Annotated in this window: 15 protein-coding genes and 1 riboswitch; of the genes, 7 read left to right on the plus strand and 8 right to left on the minus strand. The window is 59.9% G+C overall.

The window, feature by feature from the left end; translation table 11 throughout:
• Positions 1–6: 6 nt before the first annotated feature.
• Positions 7–870, minus strand: coding sequence for an FAD binding domain-containing protein (locus DHN55_RS06555; RefSeq protein ID WP_108880526.1), 864 nt, complete (start codon positions 868–870; stop codon positions 7–9).
• A 347-nt stretch (positions 871–1217) separates the two neighbouring features.
• On the opposite strand from DHN55_RS06555, the gene DHN55_RS06560 reads away from it, so the two are divergent.
• The 3 genes from DHN55_RS06560 (at position 1218) to DHN55_RS06570 (ending at position 5738) form a co-directional block, all read left to right on the plus strand.
• Positions 1218–3341 carry a 3-hydroxyacyl-CoA dehydrogenase NAD-binding domain-containing protein gene (locus DHN55_RS06560; RefSeq protein ID WP_108880527.1) on the plus strand — a complete coding sequence of 708 codons (2124 nt, stop codon included), beginning with the start codon at positions 1218–1220 and terminating at the stop codon, positions 3339–3341.
• Complete coding sequence (locus DHN55_RS06565) at positions 3341–4522, plus strand: acetyl-CoA C-acyltransferase (RefSeq protein ID WP_108880528.1); 1182 nt, start codon at positions 3341–3343, stop codon at positions 4520–4522. The genes DHN55_RS06560 and DHN55_RS06565 overlap by 1 nt, the downstream gene beginning before the upstream one ends.
• Positions 4523–4736: 214 nt before the next feature.
• On the plus strand, positions 4737–5738 hold the full coding sequence (locus DHN55_RS06570; RefSeq protein ID WP_337659987.1) for a hypothetical protein: 1002 nt from the start codon (positions 4737–4739) through the stop codon (positions 5736–5738).
• A 79-nt stretch (positions 5739–5817) separates the two neighbouring features.
• Here the strand turns inward: DHN55_RS06570 and DHN55_RS06575 are convergent, their stop codons facing one another.
• Positions 5818–7335, minus strand: a complete 1518-nt coding sequence (locus tag DHN55_RS06575; RefSeq protein WP_108880530.1) for an AMP-binding protein — start codon at positions 7333–7335, stop codon at positions 5818–5820.
• Positions 7336–7502: 167 nt separating this feature from the next.
• Here DHN55_RS06575 and DHN55_RS06580 point away from each other — a divergent pair, with 167 nt between their 5' ends.
• Both DHN55_RS06580 and DHN55_RS06585 read left to right on the plus strand, forming a co-directional pair.
• Positions 7503–8609, plus strand: coding sequence for a pyridoxal phosphate-dependent aminotransferase (locus DHN55_RS06580; RefSeq protein WP_108880531.1), 1107 nt, complete (start codon positions 7503–7505; stop codon positions 8607–8609).
• Entirely contained in the window at positions 8606–9523 is a 918-nt protein-coding gene (locus DHN55_RS06585; RefSeq protein ID WP_108880532.1) for an EamA family transporter, read from the plus strand. Before DHN55_RS06580 ends, DHN55_RS06585 begins: the two co-directional genes overlap by 4 nt.
• Positions 9524–9527: 4 nt before the next feature.
• On the opposite strand, the gene DHN55_RS06590 is transcribed toward DHN55_RS06585, so the two are convergent.
• Complete coding sequence (locus DHN55_RS06590; RefSeq protein WP_108880533.1) at positions 9528–10337, minus strand: enoyl-CoA hydratase/isomerase family protein; 810 nt, start codon at positions 10335–10337, stop codon at positions 9528–9530.
• Positions 10338–10423: 86 nt separating this feature from the next.
• On the opposite strand from DHN55_RS06590, the gene DHN55_RS06595 reads away from it, so the two are divergent.
• Positions 10424–11371: a glutathione S-transferase C-terminal domain-containing protein gene (locus DHN55_RS06595; RefSeq protein WP_108880534.1), complete on the plus strand. Its 948-nt coding sequence runs from the start codon at positions 10424–10426 to the stop codon at positions 11369–11371.
• 3 nt (positions 11372–11374) lie between these two features.
• On the opposite strand, the gene DHN55_RS06600 is transcribed toward DHN55_RS06595, so the two are convergent.
• From DHN55_RS06600 to thiB, 5 genes are all read right to left on the minus strand, one after another.
• Positions 11375–13036: an amidohydrolase family protein gene (locus DHN55_RS06600; RefSeq protein ID WP_108881750.1), complete on the minus strand. Its 1662-nt coding sequence runs from the start codon at positions 13034–13036 to the stop codon at positions 11375–11377.
• 5 nt (positions 13037–13041) lie between these two features.
• Complete coding sequence (locus DHN55_RS06605) at positions 13042–14223, minus strand: aminotransferase class V-fold PLP-dependent enzyme (protein WP_108880535.1); 1182 nt, start codon at positions 14221–14223, stop codon at positions 13042–13044.
• A gap of 78 nt (positions 14224–14301) precedes the next feature.
• On the minus strand, positions 14302–15015 hold the full coding sequence (locus DHN55_RS06610; protein ID WP_108880536.1) for an ATP-binding cassette domain-containing protein: 714 nt from the start codon (positions 15013–15015) through the stop codon (positions 14302–14304).
• Positions 15012–16634 carry a thiamine/thiamine pyrophosphate ABC transporter permease gene (thiP, locus tag DHN55_RS06615; RefSeq protein ID WP_108880537.1) on the minus strand — a complete coding sequence of 541 codons (1623 nt, stop codon included), beginning with the start codon at positions 16632–16634 and terminating at the stop codon, positions 15012–15014. The genes DHN55_RS06610 and thiP overlap by 4 nt, the downstream gene beginning before the upstream one ends.
• Positions 16635–16649: 15 nt before the next feature.
• Positions 16650–17675 (minus strand): thiamine ABC transporter substrate binding subunit, encoded by a 1026-nt coding sequence (thiB, locus tag DHN55_RS06620; protein ID WP_443111089.1) that lies wholly within the window; start codon positions 17673–17675, stop codon positions 16650–16652.
• Positions 17676–17700: 25 nt separating this feature from the next.
• A riboswitch (TPP riboswitch) is annotated at positions 17701–17814 on the minus strand.
• Positions 17815–17873: 59 nt separating this feature from the next.
• On the opposite strand from thiB, the gene DHN55_RS06625 reads away from it, so the two are divergent.
• On the plus strand, positions 17874–18506 hold the full coding sequence (locus DHN55_RS06625) for a thiamine diphosphokinase (protein ID WP_108880539.1): 633 nt from the start codon (positions 17874–17876) through the stop codon (positions 18504–18506).
• Positions 18507–18510 lie beyond the last annotated feature (4 nt).

The raw sequence follows: 18510 nt of genomic DNA on the forward strand, positions 1-18510 counted from the left end.
TTTTCCTCAAGATTTTCCGAGTGCGCGGTCGCGCGCAATGATGGCGGCACGCCGGGCCAATACGCCGGCAACATGAATGCGGAACTCCTTGGTGCCGCGCTTGTCGTCAATCGGACGGGCTGCGGCAGAGCAGGCAGCCGCGAGCGCATCCAGCGCCTCATCGTCGATCCTGGTGCCGATCAGTGCCTTGGCCGCCTTGGCGACCAGCAGGACGGTTGGTGCAATCGCCCCGAGAGAAACGCGCGCAGCTGTGCACACGCCCTTGGCATCCAGGGTCACGCAGATGCCTGCACCGGCCACGGCAATGTCCATTTCAGTGCGCGGGATAAAGCGCAGATAGGCATCGCCGGTTCTGGCAGGTTTTGCCGGCAGCACAATGGCCTCGATGAGTTCGCCCTTTTTCAGGATTGTCTTGCCGGGGCTCTTGCAGATTTTCTCAACGGCCAACTTGCGCTTGCCTTTCGGTCCGCGGATCAATGCTTTCGCACCCGCTGCAATCATGGCAGGCACGCTGTCTGCGGCAGGTGAGGCATTGCACAGATTGCCGGCGATGGTGGCGCGGCCCTGCACTTGCGTCGATCCGATCAATGCGGCTGATTCAACCACGCCGGGCCAGGCTTTGGCGAGTGCCGCGTTTTCACTCATTTCCGCCGACGATACCGCCGCGCCGATGGAGAAGCCCTTGCCGTCGCGCGCGATCTTGCACATCGGCGATATCCGCTTGATGTCTATGATGGTATCGGGCTCGGAAAAGCCTGACCGCATGCGAACCAGCAGATCGGTGCCGCCAGCAAGAATTTGCGTGCTGCCCTTGGAACCGGCCAGCAGTTTTACGGCATCTTTTACAGTGGCCGGTGCGTGATATTGCATCGGTAGTCTCCCTGAAATCTCTAGAGCAATATGGGTTCAACTCAACCCGTAAAATTGCTCTTGCACTTTGAAAGCGATCAGTTTCATGATTTTTGATTGTTTCAATCAAAAGTCATACTGATCTAGCCCCAGCCAAGCTACTCTATCAGCCGCATGTTAGTCGAGACCGTCCTGCGACAGGCTGTGTTGTCGAAACGGCATATCAGGTTTCCACATTGTGAAGGATTATGCCGGTCCCAGATGATTGCCAGCGCTGTTCCGGCTGACTAGGGTCATCGCCTATCAGCAATAATCATTGTGCGGCATGGATGATGCCGGTTTCAGGTTTGTTTCCTCAAGGAGTTTCCATGTCTTCACCCATTTCCTACTCGCATGATGGCGCCATTGCCGTGATCACGGTGGACAACCCGCCGGTCAACGCTCTTTCGCAACCGGTCCGCGAAGGATTGAGCAAGGCGATCGCGCGGTTTGAAGGTGACAGCAAGGCGAAGGCCGCGGTGATTGTCGGGTCCGGGCGGACATTCTTTGCCGGTGCCGACATCAAGGAATTCGGCAAGCCCCTGGCGGCACCGGGGCTGCCCGGTGTGGTCAACGAGATCGAAGCGTGTTCAAAACCGGTCATCGCGGCGCTGCACGGTACGGCTCTTGGCGGCGGATTTGAAGTGGCACTTGGATGCCACTACCGGGTGGCTGTCGCGTCAGCCAAGGTAGGCCTGCCGGAAGTCAATCTGGGTATCATTCCCGGTGCCGGCGGCACCCAGCGTACCCCCAGGCTGGCCGGTGTCGAGGCTGCCGCGGGCCTGATCACATCGGGCCGGCATGTCGGTGCGCAGGAAGCCCTTGATCTGGGCCTGATAGATGAAGTGTCCAATGATACCGATCCGACCGCCGCCGGTGTCGCGTTTGCCGGACTGATCACCGGCAATGACATGGGGCCACGCCCGACCCGTGACCTGAATGACAAGCTCGACGAGGCGCGCAAGCAGGACGGCCTGTTTGACGGGCTCAGGGCAGCAGCGGCAAAAAAGGCGCGCGGCCAACTGTCCCCGCTGGTGTGCATTGACGCCATCGAGGCCGCGGTAACGGCCAAGGACTTTGATGCCGGTCTCGCCGAAGAGCGCAGGCTGTTCGATACGCTGATGGCGTCGGACCAGCGCGAAGCCCTGATCCATGCATTCTTTGGCGAGCGGGCTGTCGGCAAAGTGCCGGAACTGGAAACCGGCAACCCGCGCGAGGTGGCCAGGGTCGGTGTCATAGGTGGCGGTACCATGGGGTCCGGCATCAGCATTGCGCTGCTGACCGCAGGCTACCACGTGACCATGGTTGAACGCGATGACGATGCCATTGCCGCCGGCAAAGCCAGGGTGGAAAAAACCCTGGAAGGCGGTGTCGCACGGGGCAAGGTTTCCGGCGAACAGCGGGACCGGATGCTGGCGGACCAGTTTCACGGCACCACCAGCATGAATGCCCTGGCGCAGGTCGACCTGGTGATCGAGGCGGTGTTTGAAAGCATGGACGTCAAGAAGGATGTGTTTGGCCAGTTGGACAAGATCTGCAAGCCTGGCTGCGTGCTGGCGTCCAACACGTCTTATCTGGATGTCAACGAAATCGCGGCGATGACCGAACGGCCGCAGGACGTGATCGGCATGCATTTCTTCTCGCCGGCCAATATCATGCGGCTGCTGGAAATCGTGGTGGCGGAGAAATCGGATCCGGATGTGGTGGCAACGGCGTTTGCGGTGGCCAAAAAGGCCAAAAAGGTGGGTATCCGGTCCGGCGTATGTGACGGCTTCATCGGCAACCGGGTGATGGGCAAGTATCTGCGCGTCGCCCAGATGCTGGTCGAAGACGGCGCCACGCCGTATGAGGTCGATGAAGCCGTCGTCGGGTTTGGCTACCCCATGGGCCCGTTTTCCATGTCGGACCTTGCCGGCATGGACATTGGCTGGGCCACGCGCAAGCGCAAGGCGGCGACACGTGATCCCAACGAGCGATATGCATCTGACTGGATGGACCGGATCTGCGAGCAGGGCCATTACGGCCAGAAGACCGGGCGGGGGACCTATACTTATCCGGAAGGCGCAAGAAAGGGTGAACACGAACCGGAAACGCTTAAGATTATCGAGGAAGTGCGCCGCGAAAAGGGCATCAATGCCCGCAACTTTACCGCAGACGAAATCATGGAACGTTACATGGCGGCCATGATCAACGAAGGCGCCAAGGTTCTGGAAGAAGGCATTGCGCTGCGCCCCGTGGACATCGACATGGTGCAGCTGTTCGGCTACGGCCATCCGCGCTGGCGCGGCGGGCCGATGAAATATGCCGACATGCAGGGTCTCGACAAGATCTTAAGCTCGATCCGCAAGTTTGAAAGCGAAGACGCCTGGTTCTGGAAACCGGCGCAATTGCTGGTTGACCTTGTCGAAAGGGGCGAGACCTTCGACAGCCTGAACAAGAAGGAAATTTCGTGATGCGTGAAGCCGTTATTGTCTCCACCGCCCGCACGGCCATCGGCAAGGCGTTTCGCGGTTCGTTCAACATGACCCATGGCGCGACCATGGGCGGTGCTGCAGCGGCGGTTGCCATTGCGCGCTCCGGTGTCGATCCGGACATGATCGAGGACTGCATCATGGGATGCGGGTTTCCCGAAGGCGCGACCGGGTCCAACATTGCCCGCCAGATTGCGATACGGTCGGGCCTGCCGGTGACGGCATGCGGCATGACCATCAACCGGTTCTGTTCATCCGGGCTGCAGGCCCTGGCCCTGGCGGCACACCGGATTACCGAAGAAGCAACGCCGGCGGTTCTGGCGGGCGGGCTGGAATCCATTTCGCTGGTCCAGGATGCAGCCTCGCAGGGTGCTGCCCGCGAAGCCTGGCTTACGGAAAACAAGCCCGAACTCTACATGGCGATGATTGATACCGCCGATATCGTGGCGGACCGCTACGGCGTGTCGCGCGAGGCGCAGGACGAATATGCGCTGGCCAGCCAGCAACGCACGGCAGACGCACAGGCAGCAGGCAGGTTTGCCGACGAGATCATCCCGGTTACCACCACAATGGGCATGAAGAACAAGGAAACCGGTGAAATAACCACGCATGAAGTGACTATTGAGGCGGACGAGTGCAACCGGCCGTCCACGACGCTGGAGGGTCTTGCCGGCCTGCAACCGGTGCGCGGTGAGGGTAAGTACATTACCGCCGGCAATGCTTCGCAGTTGTCCGACGGCGCGGCTTGCCTGGTGGTGATGGAAGCCAAGGAAGCCGAGCGCAAGGGCCTTGACCCGCTGGGCGCATTCAGGGGCTTTACGGTAGCCGGTTGCGAGCCGGATGAAATGGGCATCGGGCCGGTATTTGCTGTGCCCCGCCTGCTGGAGCGCACGGGCCACAAGATGGACGATATCGATCTGTGGGAGCTCAACGAGGCATTTGCGTCACAGGTCCTGTACAGCCGCGACACGCTGGGCATTCCGGACGAAATCCTGAACGTCAATGGCGGGTCCATCGCCATCGGGCATCCGTACGGCATGACCGGCGCACGCCAGGTGGGCCATGTGCTGCTGGAAGGCAAGCGGCGCGGGGCCAAGAAGGCCGTCGTGACCATGTGCATCGGCGGTGGTCAGGGGGCGGCCGGGTTGATTGAGATTTTTTGAGGTAAAAACAGACCCTTATGCTGCGTGAGATTGGGCCCGGACGCGCGGCGAATTTGGTCAGCCCGGCGAAACGAAGGCCGAAACCGTCAGTACAAAATGTTTTTTTTGTGTTCGAAATGTGTTGGCAGAGGCTTTATCGATTAACCACGTTCGTGCTACCGTTAGGGTCAAGAATCAAATGCGGGCTTTTTTTTGGGGGCTAGGGGCTATTAAAATGAAGACTCTCTATTCATCAGCTATTGGCTGTATGGCTGTGGCATGTGTTGCCGTGACCGGCACTGCGAACGCGACCGACATGGACTATGAAAGAGCCATGGAACTTGCGATTTCCGGCGTGGTGGAATCCTGGAACGGATATACCTTCGTTGACGGTTACTCGCCCGCCAGTGGCGCTGCGGCAAACGTCTTGTCACATGACGATTACCTGGTGTCCGGGACCAGTGGCCGGCTCAGCTTGCCGCTGGGTGACAGCCTCTCGATTCAGCAGGATGTTGACCTTGAGATCACAGGCAACGCCTACGAGGACGAGACCGGCAACAATTACATCTACTCCTACCAGATGGGCACCCATCTGAGTTTCCGCGATCCGGGCATGGGCCTCATTGGTGCCTTCGGCGGCTGGGGTGGTGGCAACACCGATGGCAATGGCGGCAACAATCAAAATCCCGACAGCGTGGAGTACTATTTTCTCGGTGGTGAAGTGCAGGGCTATCTTGAGGATCTCACCCTGTATGTTCAGGCCGGTTATCTTGATGGTGAACGTACCAACAATCAAAATCAGGACGACACCTTCCGCGACGCAGCCTTTGTACGCGGTGTCGCGCGCTGGTTCATGAGCGAAAGCTCGAGGCTGGAACTGGAATTGTCCTATGCCGACGGCGATGCGGATACCGAGCCCGACAGTCACACGGTCCTGGAGTGGGGTGTCCGCTATGACACGGTACTGGCCGGTCTGCCGATCATTGGTGACACACCAGTCTTCGTGAGATACCGAGGCGCCAGATTCGAGAATGAAGACACGCCCGGCAATCCCAATGGCGGCGGCGGCGGTGAAGCTGGTCAGGGTTCAACCGAGGAATATTTTGATCACACCATCATGGTCGGCACGCGCTGGTCATTCGGTGGCGACAACATGAAACAGTTCGACCGTGTCGGCGCGACGCTTGACCTGCCCAACTTCGGGCGCTGGGTGGCAAGCGGCGAAAACCTCGACTGATACTGATCTTGCAGATATTGCGAACCGAAAAGGCCTTCCGGATTGGAAGGCCTTTTTGCGTCAGGGGCCAGTGTGGAAGTCAGCCTTCGCTGACTGCGGCCAGTTCGTCAGCGAAGACCGTTGCCAGTCTTGCCTTGAGTATCTTGCCGGACGGGGCTGCAGGCAGCTGATCCGAGATGATCCAGCGTGTCGGGTGCTTGTACGCCGCGAGCCGGTCTTTCAGGTGATCCTTCAATTGATCCGGCACCAGGCCACTTACGTTGAGTGGCTGGATGAAGGCCACAATGTCTTCATTGCCGTTGGCGCTGTGGCCGATTACGGCGGCCTGTACCACTTGCGGATGCTGGTTCAACGCTGCTTCCACTTCCAGCGGATAGACATTGAAACCCGATCGGATGATCAGTTCCTTGGCACGCCCGGTGATGTGCAGGTTGTTTTGGTCATCGAGATAGCCCAGGTCACCGGTTCGCAGCCAGCCATCGCGGCCAAGAACCTCATCGGTGGCGGCCTGGTTGCGATAGTAACCGGTCATGATGTTCGGGCCGTGAATGACTATTTCACCTATGCCATCCTGGCCGGGCCGTTCAATGCGGACTTCCTGGTCTGCCAGCATTCTGCCGACTGACGTGTCGGCCCGGGTGGCACCGGGTCGGGTTGCGGCAATACCGGCAGTCCCCTCGGTCATGCCGTAGCCGTTGAACAGCGGTAGTCCGAAGAACGCCTCCACCTTCTGCTTCCAGGCAAGGTCAAGCGGGGCGCCGCCGGACGATATGTACCTGAGGCGTTCCGCCTTGAGTTTTTCCAGACCGCACTGGCTGGCGTGGGCCATCAGCAATGCGTGCATTTGTGGCACGGCCGGGAATATGGAGACCCGCGACTGCAGGGCGGCAAATGTCACTCCCGCATCAAAGCGCGGCACCAGTTCAAGACGGGCACCCACCGCTAACCCGGCCATGAATGCCGATGACAGCCCGAACACATGGGTCAGGGGCAGCACCGCATATATATAATCGGCTGATGTGATTTCGCGATGCGATGCAGATGTCTGCCCGCCGTAGATCAGGTTGGCGTGGGTCAGCATGACACCTTTGGGATCGCCGGTGGTGCCGGTGGTGTACAGCAGGGTGGCAACCTGATCCGCATCTTCGCTACGGGGCTCAGCGGCGGTTCCCGGCTGAATTGCCAGCATGGCCGGCTCGGCCCCGACTTTTATTTCGTGTCCGTCGGCTGTTTGTGCATGGTCGAGTGCTGCGTTGGACGCGGTATGAGTGAACACAGTGGCGGCCGGTTGTGCATGATCGCGGATGCGGTCGATCTCAGTTGCCGACAGACGTGCATTCACCGGTACCGACCAGGCATCAAGCAGGCTTGCGGCAATCAGTCCGGTAGCGGCGCTGAACGAGTTCTCGGCCACCAGCATCACCCGATGACCCGGTCTGACGCCTGCTTTCCGCAACTCGTCGGCAAGGTTTCTTGCAGCGGCCAGCCAGTCGGCAAACGTGACATCTCCGGTCTGGGCCGTGGTCAGGGCAATTGCGTCAGGCGCATGGGCAGCCTGATGTTCAAGCAGGTGGTGTATCCGTGAAAACGATGTCATCTTGCCATCCAGACTAGAGCAACATCGGTTCAGTTGAACCTATAAAGTTGTCCCAAAATTTTGAACACGATCAGTTTTATTGTTTTTAACTGGTTCAATTGAAAATCATACTGATCTAGACGGCTGAGCGCTCGTCCGCCAGCCAGTAAAGCAAGGAGTTTCAGGTCATGATGCGCCCACCCCTTTCATCTCTGGTGGCTGACTTGCCTTCAACCGTGCCGTTTGTCGGGCCGGAAGCGCAGGAACGGGCCCGCGGAGACGCATTCAAGGCCCGCATCGGCGCCAATGAAAGCGTGTTCGGACCGTCCGACATGGTGGTTCAAGCCATGCAGGCAGAAGCAATGGAGGCCTGGAAATACTGTGATCCGGAAAGCCATGATCTCAAACAGGCGCTTGCCGCATGGCATGGTGTATCACCTGACAACATCCTGATAGGTGAAGGCATTGACGGCCTGTTCGGCGTTACTGCCAGGCTGTTCGTCGAACCGGGTGACAAGGTGGCGACCTCTACCGGAGCATACCCGACATTCAACTATCAGGTTGCCGGCGCGGGCGGTGACATTGTCGCCACGGCCTATGTCGAGGACCGCGAGGATCCGGCCTCACTGCTGGCGCTGGCCAAGCGGGAAAATGCGAAGATGATCTACCTCGCCAACCCGGACAATCCCATGGGAACATGGTGGCGGGGCACCGAGATTGACGCGATGATCAAGGACCTGCCGGAAGGGATCGTGTTGTGCCTGGATGAAGCATATGGCGAGTTTGCACCTGCCGGCACGATGCCGGACCTGGATGTTCACAACCCGCAGGTGCTGCGGTTCCGCACATTTTCAAAAGCCTATGGCATGGCGGGTTGCCGGATCGGCTACATCATCGGTGAAGCGGAAATCATCAAGGCGTTCGACAAGATCCGTAACCACTTCGGTGTCAACCGGATTGCGCAGGCCGGTGCGCTGGCGGCGCTGGCGGACAATGACTGGCTGGAATCGGTGGTCATGCGGGTTCACAGTGCCCGTGACCGGATTACCCGGATTGCCCATGACAACGGGCTGGAGACACTGGCTTCTGCAACCAACTTCGTTGCGATCGACTGCGGCCGGGACGGGGCCTTTGCCAAGGCGGTCATGGAGGGGCTGCTGGCCCAGGGTGTGTTTGTGCGCATGCCCGGTGTGGAACCGCTCAACCGGTGCATTCGCGTATCAGCCGGACGCGAAGATGATCTGGACTGTTTTGAATCGGCCTTGCCGGTGGCCCTTGCCGACGCCGGCAGATGACATCTGCAAACGATGATGCTGACCGGGCAAGCTTGCCCGTAGCTGTCTTGTTGCTGGTCGCGGGGCTGGCCACAGCCAGCCTGTCCGGCGCGTTCCTGAAACTGATGGCGGCAGAGCTGAATGTCGCGGTCATGACATTCGGCCGTTATGCCGGGTACCTGGTCGTGTTGCTGCCGATCGCGGCTTGGCGGTACGGGCGCCAGGTGGTTGCACCGCCGGCGGCGGCAACCCAGTTCCTGCGGGCGACACTGATCCTGGGCGCCACGCTGAGTTTCGTGTTTTCCGTCCGCTACCTGCCTTTGGCCAATACCGTGGCCATACTCTACATCTATCCGTTCGTGGTGGCATTGCTGTCGCCGTGGCTGCTGGGAGAACGCGCAAGCCCGGCCATCTGGTTCGGGGTGGTGTGCGGATTTCTCGGCATCCTGATTGTCATGCGGCCCGATTTGGGCGTGATCAATGTCGGTACGATTGCAGCGGTCGCCACCGGCGTGTTCTACGCGTTTCATATTATTGTCACCCGCAAGCTGGCCAATGCGGCACCGGCCCTTGTTTCCAACACCTACATGGCGCTGGTGGCCATTGCGCTGATATCACCGCTGGCCTGGGCCTGGTGGCAGCCGGTGTCGCTCAATCAGGCCGCCGTGCTGTTTGTCATGGGGGCGATCAACGCGGTGTCGCATCTGCTGATTATCAGCGCGTTTGCCCGTGCATCAGCACCTGCGCTGGCGCCGTTCACCTATACCGAAATTGTCGCTGCGGTTGGTTGGGGCCTGCTGTTTTTTGCCGACATACCGGACGCGATTACCTTTGTCGGCATTGCGGTGATCATCGCTTCCGGCGTCCTGGTATCGCAAAGCGGCAGTCTGGGCCGGTTGATCGCCCGGCGGCGCGGCGCAAGTGCAGGCGGCTAACCGCCTAAAATGGTGACTTTGTGGGGAAATCCGGCTTGCGTTTTTCGCGGATCGAGGACAGTCCCTCCTGCACCTCCGGCCCTGAAAAGCCCATGAACTCCAGCGCCAGTGAGGCATCGAAGCTCGGACCTGCCATACGCAGCCAGTTGTTCAGTGAATGCTTGGTCCAGCGAATGGCGGTCGGTGCGCCTGCGGCGAGCTTGCGGCATACTTTCAGCGCGGCGTCGTGGACCTCGCCATCGTCGGCGACCTGTGACACGAGGCCGATACGTTCGGCCTCTTCACCGGCCAGCGGTTCGCACAGCATCAGATAGTATTTCGCCTTGGCCATGCCGATGAGCAGGGGCCAGACGATGGCGGCGTGGTCACCGGCGGCGACGCCCAGCCGGGTGTGGCCGTCAATAATGCGCGCGGTGCGGCCTGCAATGGTGATGTCGCACACCATGGCTGCCGCCAAGCCGGCCCCGACGCTGACGCCCTCGATGGCGGCAACCGTCGGTTTCGAGCAGTTGATGACGTTGTAGACAAGATCCGATGCCTCCTTCCAGACCCGGGCGCGAGTGGCGAAGTCGTTGGTCATGTCTTCGACAAGGCCAAGATCCCCTCCTGCCGACAGGTTGCCGTTTTCACCGCGCAACAAGACGACATTGGTGTCCGGGTCGCGGTCTATGTCACGCCACACCTCCGCAAGCTCGCGATGGCCGCCTGCGTCAAGCGCATTGAGTTTTTTCGGCGCCGACAGGATGACCTCGAGAATGCCGTCTGCCGGCCGGTTGAACTTCAGGGAGGAATAGTGCGCGTAGCGGTCTTTCATGGTCACTCAACAATTGTTGTTTTGATAATGATATGGCTTGTCACTATGTGACAGCGAAACGGTCTTGAGAAGAAGGTGGATAGTGCATGGGTGTGATGATTGATGGCAAGTGGCACATGCAATCTATTGCAGAGCTTGCCGACGGCGGCAGTTTCAAACGCAGTGAAACCAGTTTTCGCAACTGGGTTACAGCGGATGGCGAATTTCCCGCACAGGCGGGGCGCTATCATCTTTATGTCTCGCTGGCGTGCCCGTGGGCGCACCGGACCCTGATCATGCGCAAGTTGAAGGGCCTGCAGGATCAAATCTCCGTTTCGGTCGTCAACTGGTTCATGGGGGAGAACGGCTGGTCATTCGAGGATGGCGACGGGGTTGTGGCTGACCCGGTGTTTGGCGCCGGTCACCTGCGTGATGTCTATGCGTCTGCAAAACCCGACTATACCGGCCGGGTAACCGTACCGGTGCTGCTTGACACCAGCACGAAGCAGATTGTCTCGAATGAAAGCGCCGAGATCATCCGCATGTTCAACTCGGCATTTGACGGGATCGGTGCCGAGCCCGGTGACTATTACCCGGCAGACCTGCGTGGGGACATCGATACGGTCAATGTGCGTGTCTACAGCACCTTGAACAACGGCGTCTACAAATCCGGCTTTGCCCGGAGCCAGCAGGCATACGAGGCGGCGGTGTTGCCGCTGTTTGATACCCTGGACTGGATGGAGGACATTCTGTCCCGGCAGCGCTGGCTGGCCGGCGACCGGTTTACCGAAGCCGACATCAGGGCGTTCCCGACGCTGATCCGTTTCGATCCTGTGTATCACGGGCATTTCAAGTGCAACCGCGCCCGCATTGTCGACTATCCGAACCTGTGGGCGTACACACGTGAAATCTATCAGATGCCCGGTGTGGCCGGGACCGTGGACTTCGGGCATATCCGCAACCACTATTATGCCAGCCATGAGACGGTGAACCCGACCCGGATTGTCGCAGTCGGGCCGAGGCCAGACTATATGGCGCCGCATGGGCGCGGGTGAGGGTCAGGCTTCGTAAGTGATATCGCCGCCACAAATGGTTGTGGTGACCTTCATCTCGTCAATTGCGCCGGGATCGGTGGTTTCGATATTGCCGTCCAGTATCACGATGTCGGCGAGCGTTCCGGTCTTCAGGGTGCCCTTGCGATCTTCGTTGAACTCGGCATAGGCACCGCCAGCCGTATAGCCGTGCACGGCCTGATGCAGTGACTGACGCTGGTCGGGATGCGACGGATGCAGTTTTTCCCGTATCATGGCAGCCTTGATCGACATGAGCGGATCAACCGGCGACACCGGCCAGTCGCTGGCAAAGCACAATTGTGCCCCAGCATCGCGCAAGGTGTTCCAGGCAAAGGCGCGGGAGAGTTTTGCCTCGCCGATTTTCGAGCGCGTCGGTTCCATTGGATAAGACCCGGTGCCCAGAGCATGCAGGGGCTGCATGGAGGCAATCACGCCTAGTTCGGCAAATCGACCGATGTCGGCTTCATCAATGATTTCAATGTGTTCAATGCGATGGCGGCTGTCTTTCCTGCCATTGGCCTGCCGCGCCGCCTGATACCCGTCCAGCGTTCGGCGCACTGCCGCGTCTCCAATGGCGTGAACGGCGATCTGGAAACCGCGCTTGTCGCATTGCGACGCGATCTCGTTGAAGTCTTCTGCGCTGAACAGGGGATCGCCGGTTGAAGCGGGGTCATCGGGATATCCGTCCAGCACGAAAGCCGTGCCGGAATCCAGCACGCCGTCCATGAACAGCTTGACCCTGTTGCACCACAGGTGATCGCTGTTCCAGGTGCGGCGCATCACTTCCGCTTCTTCCAGATCGGACAGCTGCTTGTCGTTCTTGTAGTGGAACGGCACTTCTATGCGGCAGTCGAGGCCGCCTGACTGGTGGATTTCCTGCAGCAGTTCGCACTGGTACAGATTGCCGTCCATATTGTGCATCGACGTGATGCCGAGCGAGGCACAGCATTCAATGCCCTGTTGCAGGGTGGCAATGTCTGCGGCGCGCTGCTGTGTCGTTGGTGCCGGAACGGGATCGCGCGCGGTGGTGTAGCCAAGCGCTTCCCGGCCCTGATTTTCGGTCAGCGCGATAACCGGGGCAAATGCATCGGTTTCGCGCAGTTCCCCGGATGCACTGCCGTCCGCCGCCATGACAATTTCGCTGCCTGGATTTAGTTGCCTGCCGTTGAGGATGCCGGCTGCTGCCAGCGCCGGTGTGTTCGCCCAGACCGTATGAGCGTCCGGTGCCATCATGGCAAACGGCCGGTCGGGACAGACTTCATCCAGCATCTGGCGGGTTACGGTACCGGAGCCGAGAATTGTGTAATGGGCCTGATTGGCAAATATGACACCATTGGGCTGCCGCACACTCCAGGCCATCACGGCGTTTCGAAGCGCGTCCTGGCCATCAACCCCGGTCAAATCGAGACGGGACAGGGATGCCGCCCCGGAAAAAATATGCAGGTGGCTTTCTATGAAGCCGGGCAGGACGCTGGCCCCGCCGGCATCAATGGTGCGGGTTGCCGGGCCTGCCAGGCTGGCGACATCTGCAGTGCTGCCAACTGCTGTGATTGTGTGGCCTGAAACCGCCAGGCTCTCAGCCGCAGGACACCCATCATCCATCGTCATGATGCGGGCGTTGCGGATAATGAGATCAGCGTGTGTCATGGCAATCACTTTACATGGATGGCGATATACTCAATGGCCGACTGCACACCGCCTGGTCCATGCTCGATGTCAAGTGCTGCCATTGCGGTTTCGATTGCGCCCAGCGTTCCCAGCTGGTTGTAGGCATTGACATGGCCCATGTGGGCAATGCGGATTGCCCTGTTGTCGAGCGGACCGATGCCGCGGCCTACGGTGACACCGAGCTTGTGCTCACAGTATTCCAGTACGCGCGAGCTTTCGCCTTTAGGCATCAGCATGCAGGTAACCGAATTGCTGCGTTCAGCGGGCTCTGACACGGCAAACCCGGTCGCGCCCTTTGAGGTCCAGGTCTCCACGGCCGCGCGGGTGGCACCGGCCAGCACGGCATGACGATGGATGGCGTTTTCGAGACCTTCTTCGAGCAGCATTTCAAGCGCCTTGCGAAGCGCGAACACCATCTGCACCGGTGGTGTTCCGGCGTACCACATGTAATGGTCCTTGCCGTCGCGAAACGTCCAGTCCCAGTAGTTTGTGACCAGACCAGCGGTCTTATGTGCCTGCTTGGCTTTGGCGCTGACGGCCGTAAAACTCAGGCCCGGCGGTGTCATCAGGCCCTTCTGCGCACCGGCCACGGTTACATCGACACCCCAGCCGTCCATGTCGAACTCCATGCAGCCGAGCGAGGCGATGGTGTCGACCATCAGCATGGCGGGGTGGCTGGCTTGGTCCAGGGCCGTGCGCACGCCCTTGACGTCGTTGACAACGCCGGTTGCGGTATCTGCCTGTACCATCAGTATCGCCTTGAACTCGTGTCCCGTGTCTGCTGCGAGCCGGGCCTCGACTGCTTCAAGGTCGACGGCGCGCCCGCGCCGCTCCTCGAGTACCTCGGTTTCGATGCCGAGACCGGCCGCATTCTCACCCCACACAATCGGGAACAGGCCCGATGCAAGCACCAGCACCTTGTCGCCTTTCGACAATGTATTGGTCAGGGCGGCCTCCCACGCGCCATGACCGTTGGCAGCATAGATGTACATGCTGCCTCTGGTGCGAAAAACCTCTTTCAGGTCTTGCATGCAGGCACGGGATGCGATTTCCGAACTGCCGCCATAAATGTCGACTGAAGCCTGGTGCAGGGCATTGAGCACTTCATCGGGCATGTTCGTGGGGCCGGGAATGGCAAGATGCCGGTGGCCATTGGCGAGCGTCATGAAACTGGTCCGTTGATTGAAATTGTCACGAGATTAGACCGCGACACTGTTCCACCGCTTGCGGACAATGGCAAGACGTCAGGTACCCAGATAGCCCTGCAAACCGGGAATGTCTGATGCGCTGAAAAGAGCATCGACCGGGCGGTTGGCGATAACCCGCCCGGCATCCAGGAACGCCGCATGGGTTGCAGCAAACTTCACGTCTGCGGGGTCGTGCGAGACCAGTATGACCGTCATCTTGCGCTGCTGGTGAATGCTACTGACGAGCCGCAGCATGTCACGTCTCAGGGCGGGGCCAAGTGCGGCAAACGGTTCATCCAGCAGCAATACCGGCCGGTCGCGCACCAGTGCCCGGGCGATTGCAACCCGCTGCCGCTGGCCGCCGGACAGCTCACGCGGCAGTCTCTGGCCAAGCCCCGAAAGCCCGGTCTCTTCCATCGCGGTCGCGATCAGGTTCCTGTCGTCACCGGACAAGTCCAGGGAGGCCGACACCCCGAGTGCGATGTTGGTGAAGACATCCAGATGGGCAAACAGATTGTTGTCCTGGAACACCATGGTCACCGGGCGGTCCGCCGGTTCGGTTCCGGCCGCGTCGGCGCCGTCAAAGCATATGCTGCCGGAGGCAGGTTCCTCAAAACCTGCGATCAGGTTGATCAGCGTGGTCTTGCCGGATCCTGACGGGCCAATGAGACCGGTAAAACTGCCTGCCTCGAAAGTGGTCGAAAAATGCAGTGGTTCCCCGCCCGGATAGGCGAAGTCCACTGCGTCGAGCTGAATGGCCGCACCAGTCATGAGGTTTGCACCCCTGGTTTCAGCTGTTCGGCCAGCCAGATCAGCCCCAGACAGAATCCGGCCAGCAACAACGCAATTCCGGCAGCCTCGACAGATCGGTAACTGCCCATTTTCTGCAGCAGGAGAAGCGGCAGCGTTATGAAGTCTGCAGAGCCGAACAAAGCTGCTGCTCCCAGGTCTCCGATTGACAGGGCGGCTGCAAGTGCAAATGCCAGCGCCAGTGACCGGACCAGCACCGGCAGGTCTATCAGGCGCCATCTCTGGTATCCGGCGAGGCCTAGGCTGGCACACAACCGGTCATGGATCTGTGCCTGGCCGACCACGGCAGGGCTCAGGATGCGCAATGCAAACGGAAGCGCCATGAGCGCGTTGACGATTGCCACGATGACGGGTGCCGCTGAGGTGGCCAGTCCAGTCCTGTGCAGCACCACAAACCATCCCGCTCCTATCACGATCGGCGGCACGACCAGGATCAGGGAACCTGATGCCTGCATGCTGGATACAAACGCTGAAGCTGCGCGTGATAGTCTGCGACGGCGCATAATAGTGCGCTGTGCCGCAAGCAGGCTCCAGGCCATCACCAGAGACAGGCTGGCGGCAGTAAGTGCCAGAACCAGCGACGTTACCAGCGCGCGCCAGAAAACCGATTGCGAAACGATACTGCCAAACGGAGCCGTAATGCCGGACAGGACAATGGCCAGCATCGGCAGCGCTATGAAGACCAGGCCAGCAGCTATGACTAACCCGTCGGTGCGCCTCGATGTTGCCTGGTCGGGGCGCCGGACCTGCTTGCCGACGCCTGACAGGACTGCAATGTCGGTGGCCATGCGCCCGCCCAGCACAAACAGGCCGGCGCACAGGGCAAGCTGCAACACGGCCAGCAGCACGGCGCGCGGCGGGTCAAAGTCAAACCGCAGTGACTGATAGATTGCCACTTCAAGCGTGGTGGCGCCGGGGCCGCCGCCGAGCACCAGCACAACGGCAAAGCTTGCAATGCACAGCATGAAGACCAGGCTGGCGATGCCCGGCAGCACCGACCGGATCACCGGCCATTCGATATGGCGAAACACGTGGCCGGAGGTGAAACTCAACTGCGCGGCAAGCCGCCAGTTCTCCGGCGGTATCTGTTCCAGCGCGGCCACCAGCAGGCGGGCGGCCAGTGCCATGTTGAAAAACACATGAGCTATCAGAATGCCGGCAAGGCCATAGATGTTCAAAGGCCCGGAAAGTCCTGCGCCCTGCAGCACCGTGCTGACCCAGCCCTGCCGGCCCCACACTTCGACAATGCCCAGCACAACCACCAGCGCCGGAAGCGCCAGGGGCAAGGCGAGCAGTCGCAAAATGATGTTCCTGCCGGGAAACGATGCCTGGCGCGCCAGTGCCCTGGCCAGCGGGATTGCGGTCAGAACCGACAGCAATGTGGACAACCCTGCCTGAAGCACGGTGAATTTGGTGATCGACCAGACAAAGCCCAGATAATCTGCACTCAGGTCCGGCATGGCAGGCGCAATCACAATCAGGGCGAGCATCGGAGTTACAACGGCTAAGCCGATGAAGCCCAATGCGAAAAGACCGGCAAGGACGGCTGGTTTTGGTCCGGCTGTTCCCTGGGTTTTCATCTTGCTGCAGCCGGATTACCTGGTGGTGGCCTTGAGCCACTCGTCTATCCAGGCCTTGCGGCTGGCCTTGACCTCATCGGCGGACAGCAGCAGTGACTTTGCCGGTTTAACCAGCTTGTCAAATGCGTCGGGCAAGGCATCGGAGGTCTTGCCGGCTGGCCACATCCAGTTGTTTGTCGGGATGTGGTTCTGGAAACCGGGACCGGTCATGAAAGCGAGGAAGCGGCGGGCAAGCGCCTTGTTCTGCGATGATTTCAGCATGCCGGCGACCTCGATCTGCATATAGTGGCCCTCAGTGAAGGCAGCGGCGCGGTAGCGGTCGGTGCTTTCAGCCACCATGTGATAGGCAGGCGATGTCGTATATGACAGCACCATCGGTGCTTCACCCTTGGTGAACATGCCATAGGCTTCAGACCAGCCGGGCGTGACGGTCAGGACCCGCTTTGACAGTTTCGTCCATGCTGCATCGGCCTTGTCGCCGTATACCGCCTTGATCCACAACAGCAGGCCGAGACCGGGACTGGACGTGCGCGGATCCTGAATGACGATCTTTTGCTCGGGATCGCCGGTCACCAGTTCATCCAGACTTGCCGGCGGCGTTTTGATCTTCTCGCTGTCATAGATGACGGCGAAATGGCCATAGTCGTACGGTACGAACGTCTTGTCCGTCCACGTTACAGGCAGGCGGACGTTGTCTGTCTTGATGGCGTGTTCTTCAAACAATCCGGTTGCAGCGGCTTCTGCGGTCAGGCTGGTGTCAATGCCGAGCAGAATATCGGCCTTGCTGCCGGCGCCTTCCAGCTTGATGCGGTTCAAGGTGGCAACCGCATCCGCAACGGCTACCCATTCAAGTTCACAATCGCAGGTAGCTTCGAAGCCCGCCTTGATCTTCGGGCCAGGACCCCAGTCGGAAACGAAGCTGTCATAAGTATAGATGGTGAGTTTGTCCTTGGCCGCAGCCGGTAAAGCCAGAACAGTGAGAACGGCAAGGCACAAGGTGAAAAGTCGCAGCATTTTCAATCTCCTCCTGGAAGATGACAACTTGCTGCCGGGGGTTACGGGAAAACGTCGAGAACTGGCTCGTATCCCTCCGCCGGCATGATCCGGATCAGGTTCAGAGGGTTGGCAAGGACACTTGCCTCTCAGCCCTTCAAAATTACGGGCACCCCGAGAGCAATTACAGATATAGGGTACGACAGAGCACTTGTACAAGAAAGATTGTGTGGTATTGCAGCGGCCATGACGCAGAAATTTACAATACTGCTGGCGGGCGAGCTGACCGTAACGGACCGCCTCAGAAGTCAGATTGGCGGCAGCAGGGTCATTGCTGCAGATGGTGGCATGGCACATGCGTCCATGCTTGGGGTAGTGCCGGAACTGTGGCTTGGTGACTTTGATTCCAGCGGCGAGGCGCTGGTTTCCCGGTACGCCGACGTGCCGCGCCAGTCTCATCCGGTTGCCAAGAATGCCACGGACGGCGAACTGGCGGTCGATGAGGCGATCCGGCTCGGCGCTACCGAATTGTTGCTGGCAGGTGGTTTTGGCGGTCAGGCCGACCATGCATTCGCCCACCTAATGCTGCTGCTGCGGTTAAAGGCACGCGGGATGAAGGTGATGTTGTCCAGCGGTCATGAGGAAGCCTGGCCTCTGCTGGATGATGCTGTGGAAGTTGATGTGCCGCCGGCCTCGCGCCTGTCGATTCTGCCGGTTACCGATCTGGAGCGCATCACCATTGAAGGTGTGCGCTGGCCGTTGAAGGACCGGGATGTCGTGCTGGGTTCCACACTGACACTGTCAAACGAAGTGGAGAAGCCACCTGCGCGCGTGTCGGTTGCCGCCGGCAAGGCAATCGTGCTGGCCTATCCGGTTTAGGTAG

This window comes from Anderseniella sp. Alg231-50, from assembly GCF_900149695.1.
In the GTDB taxonomy this organism is placed as follows: Bacteria; Pseudomonadota; Alphaproteobacteria; order Rhizobiales; family Aestuariivirgaceae; genus Anderseniella.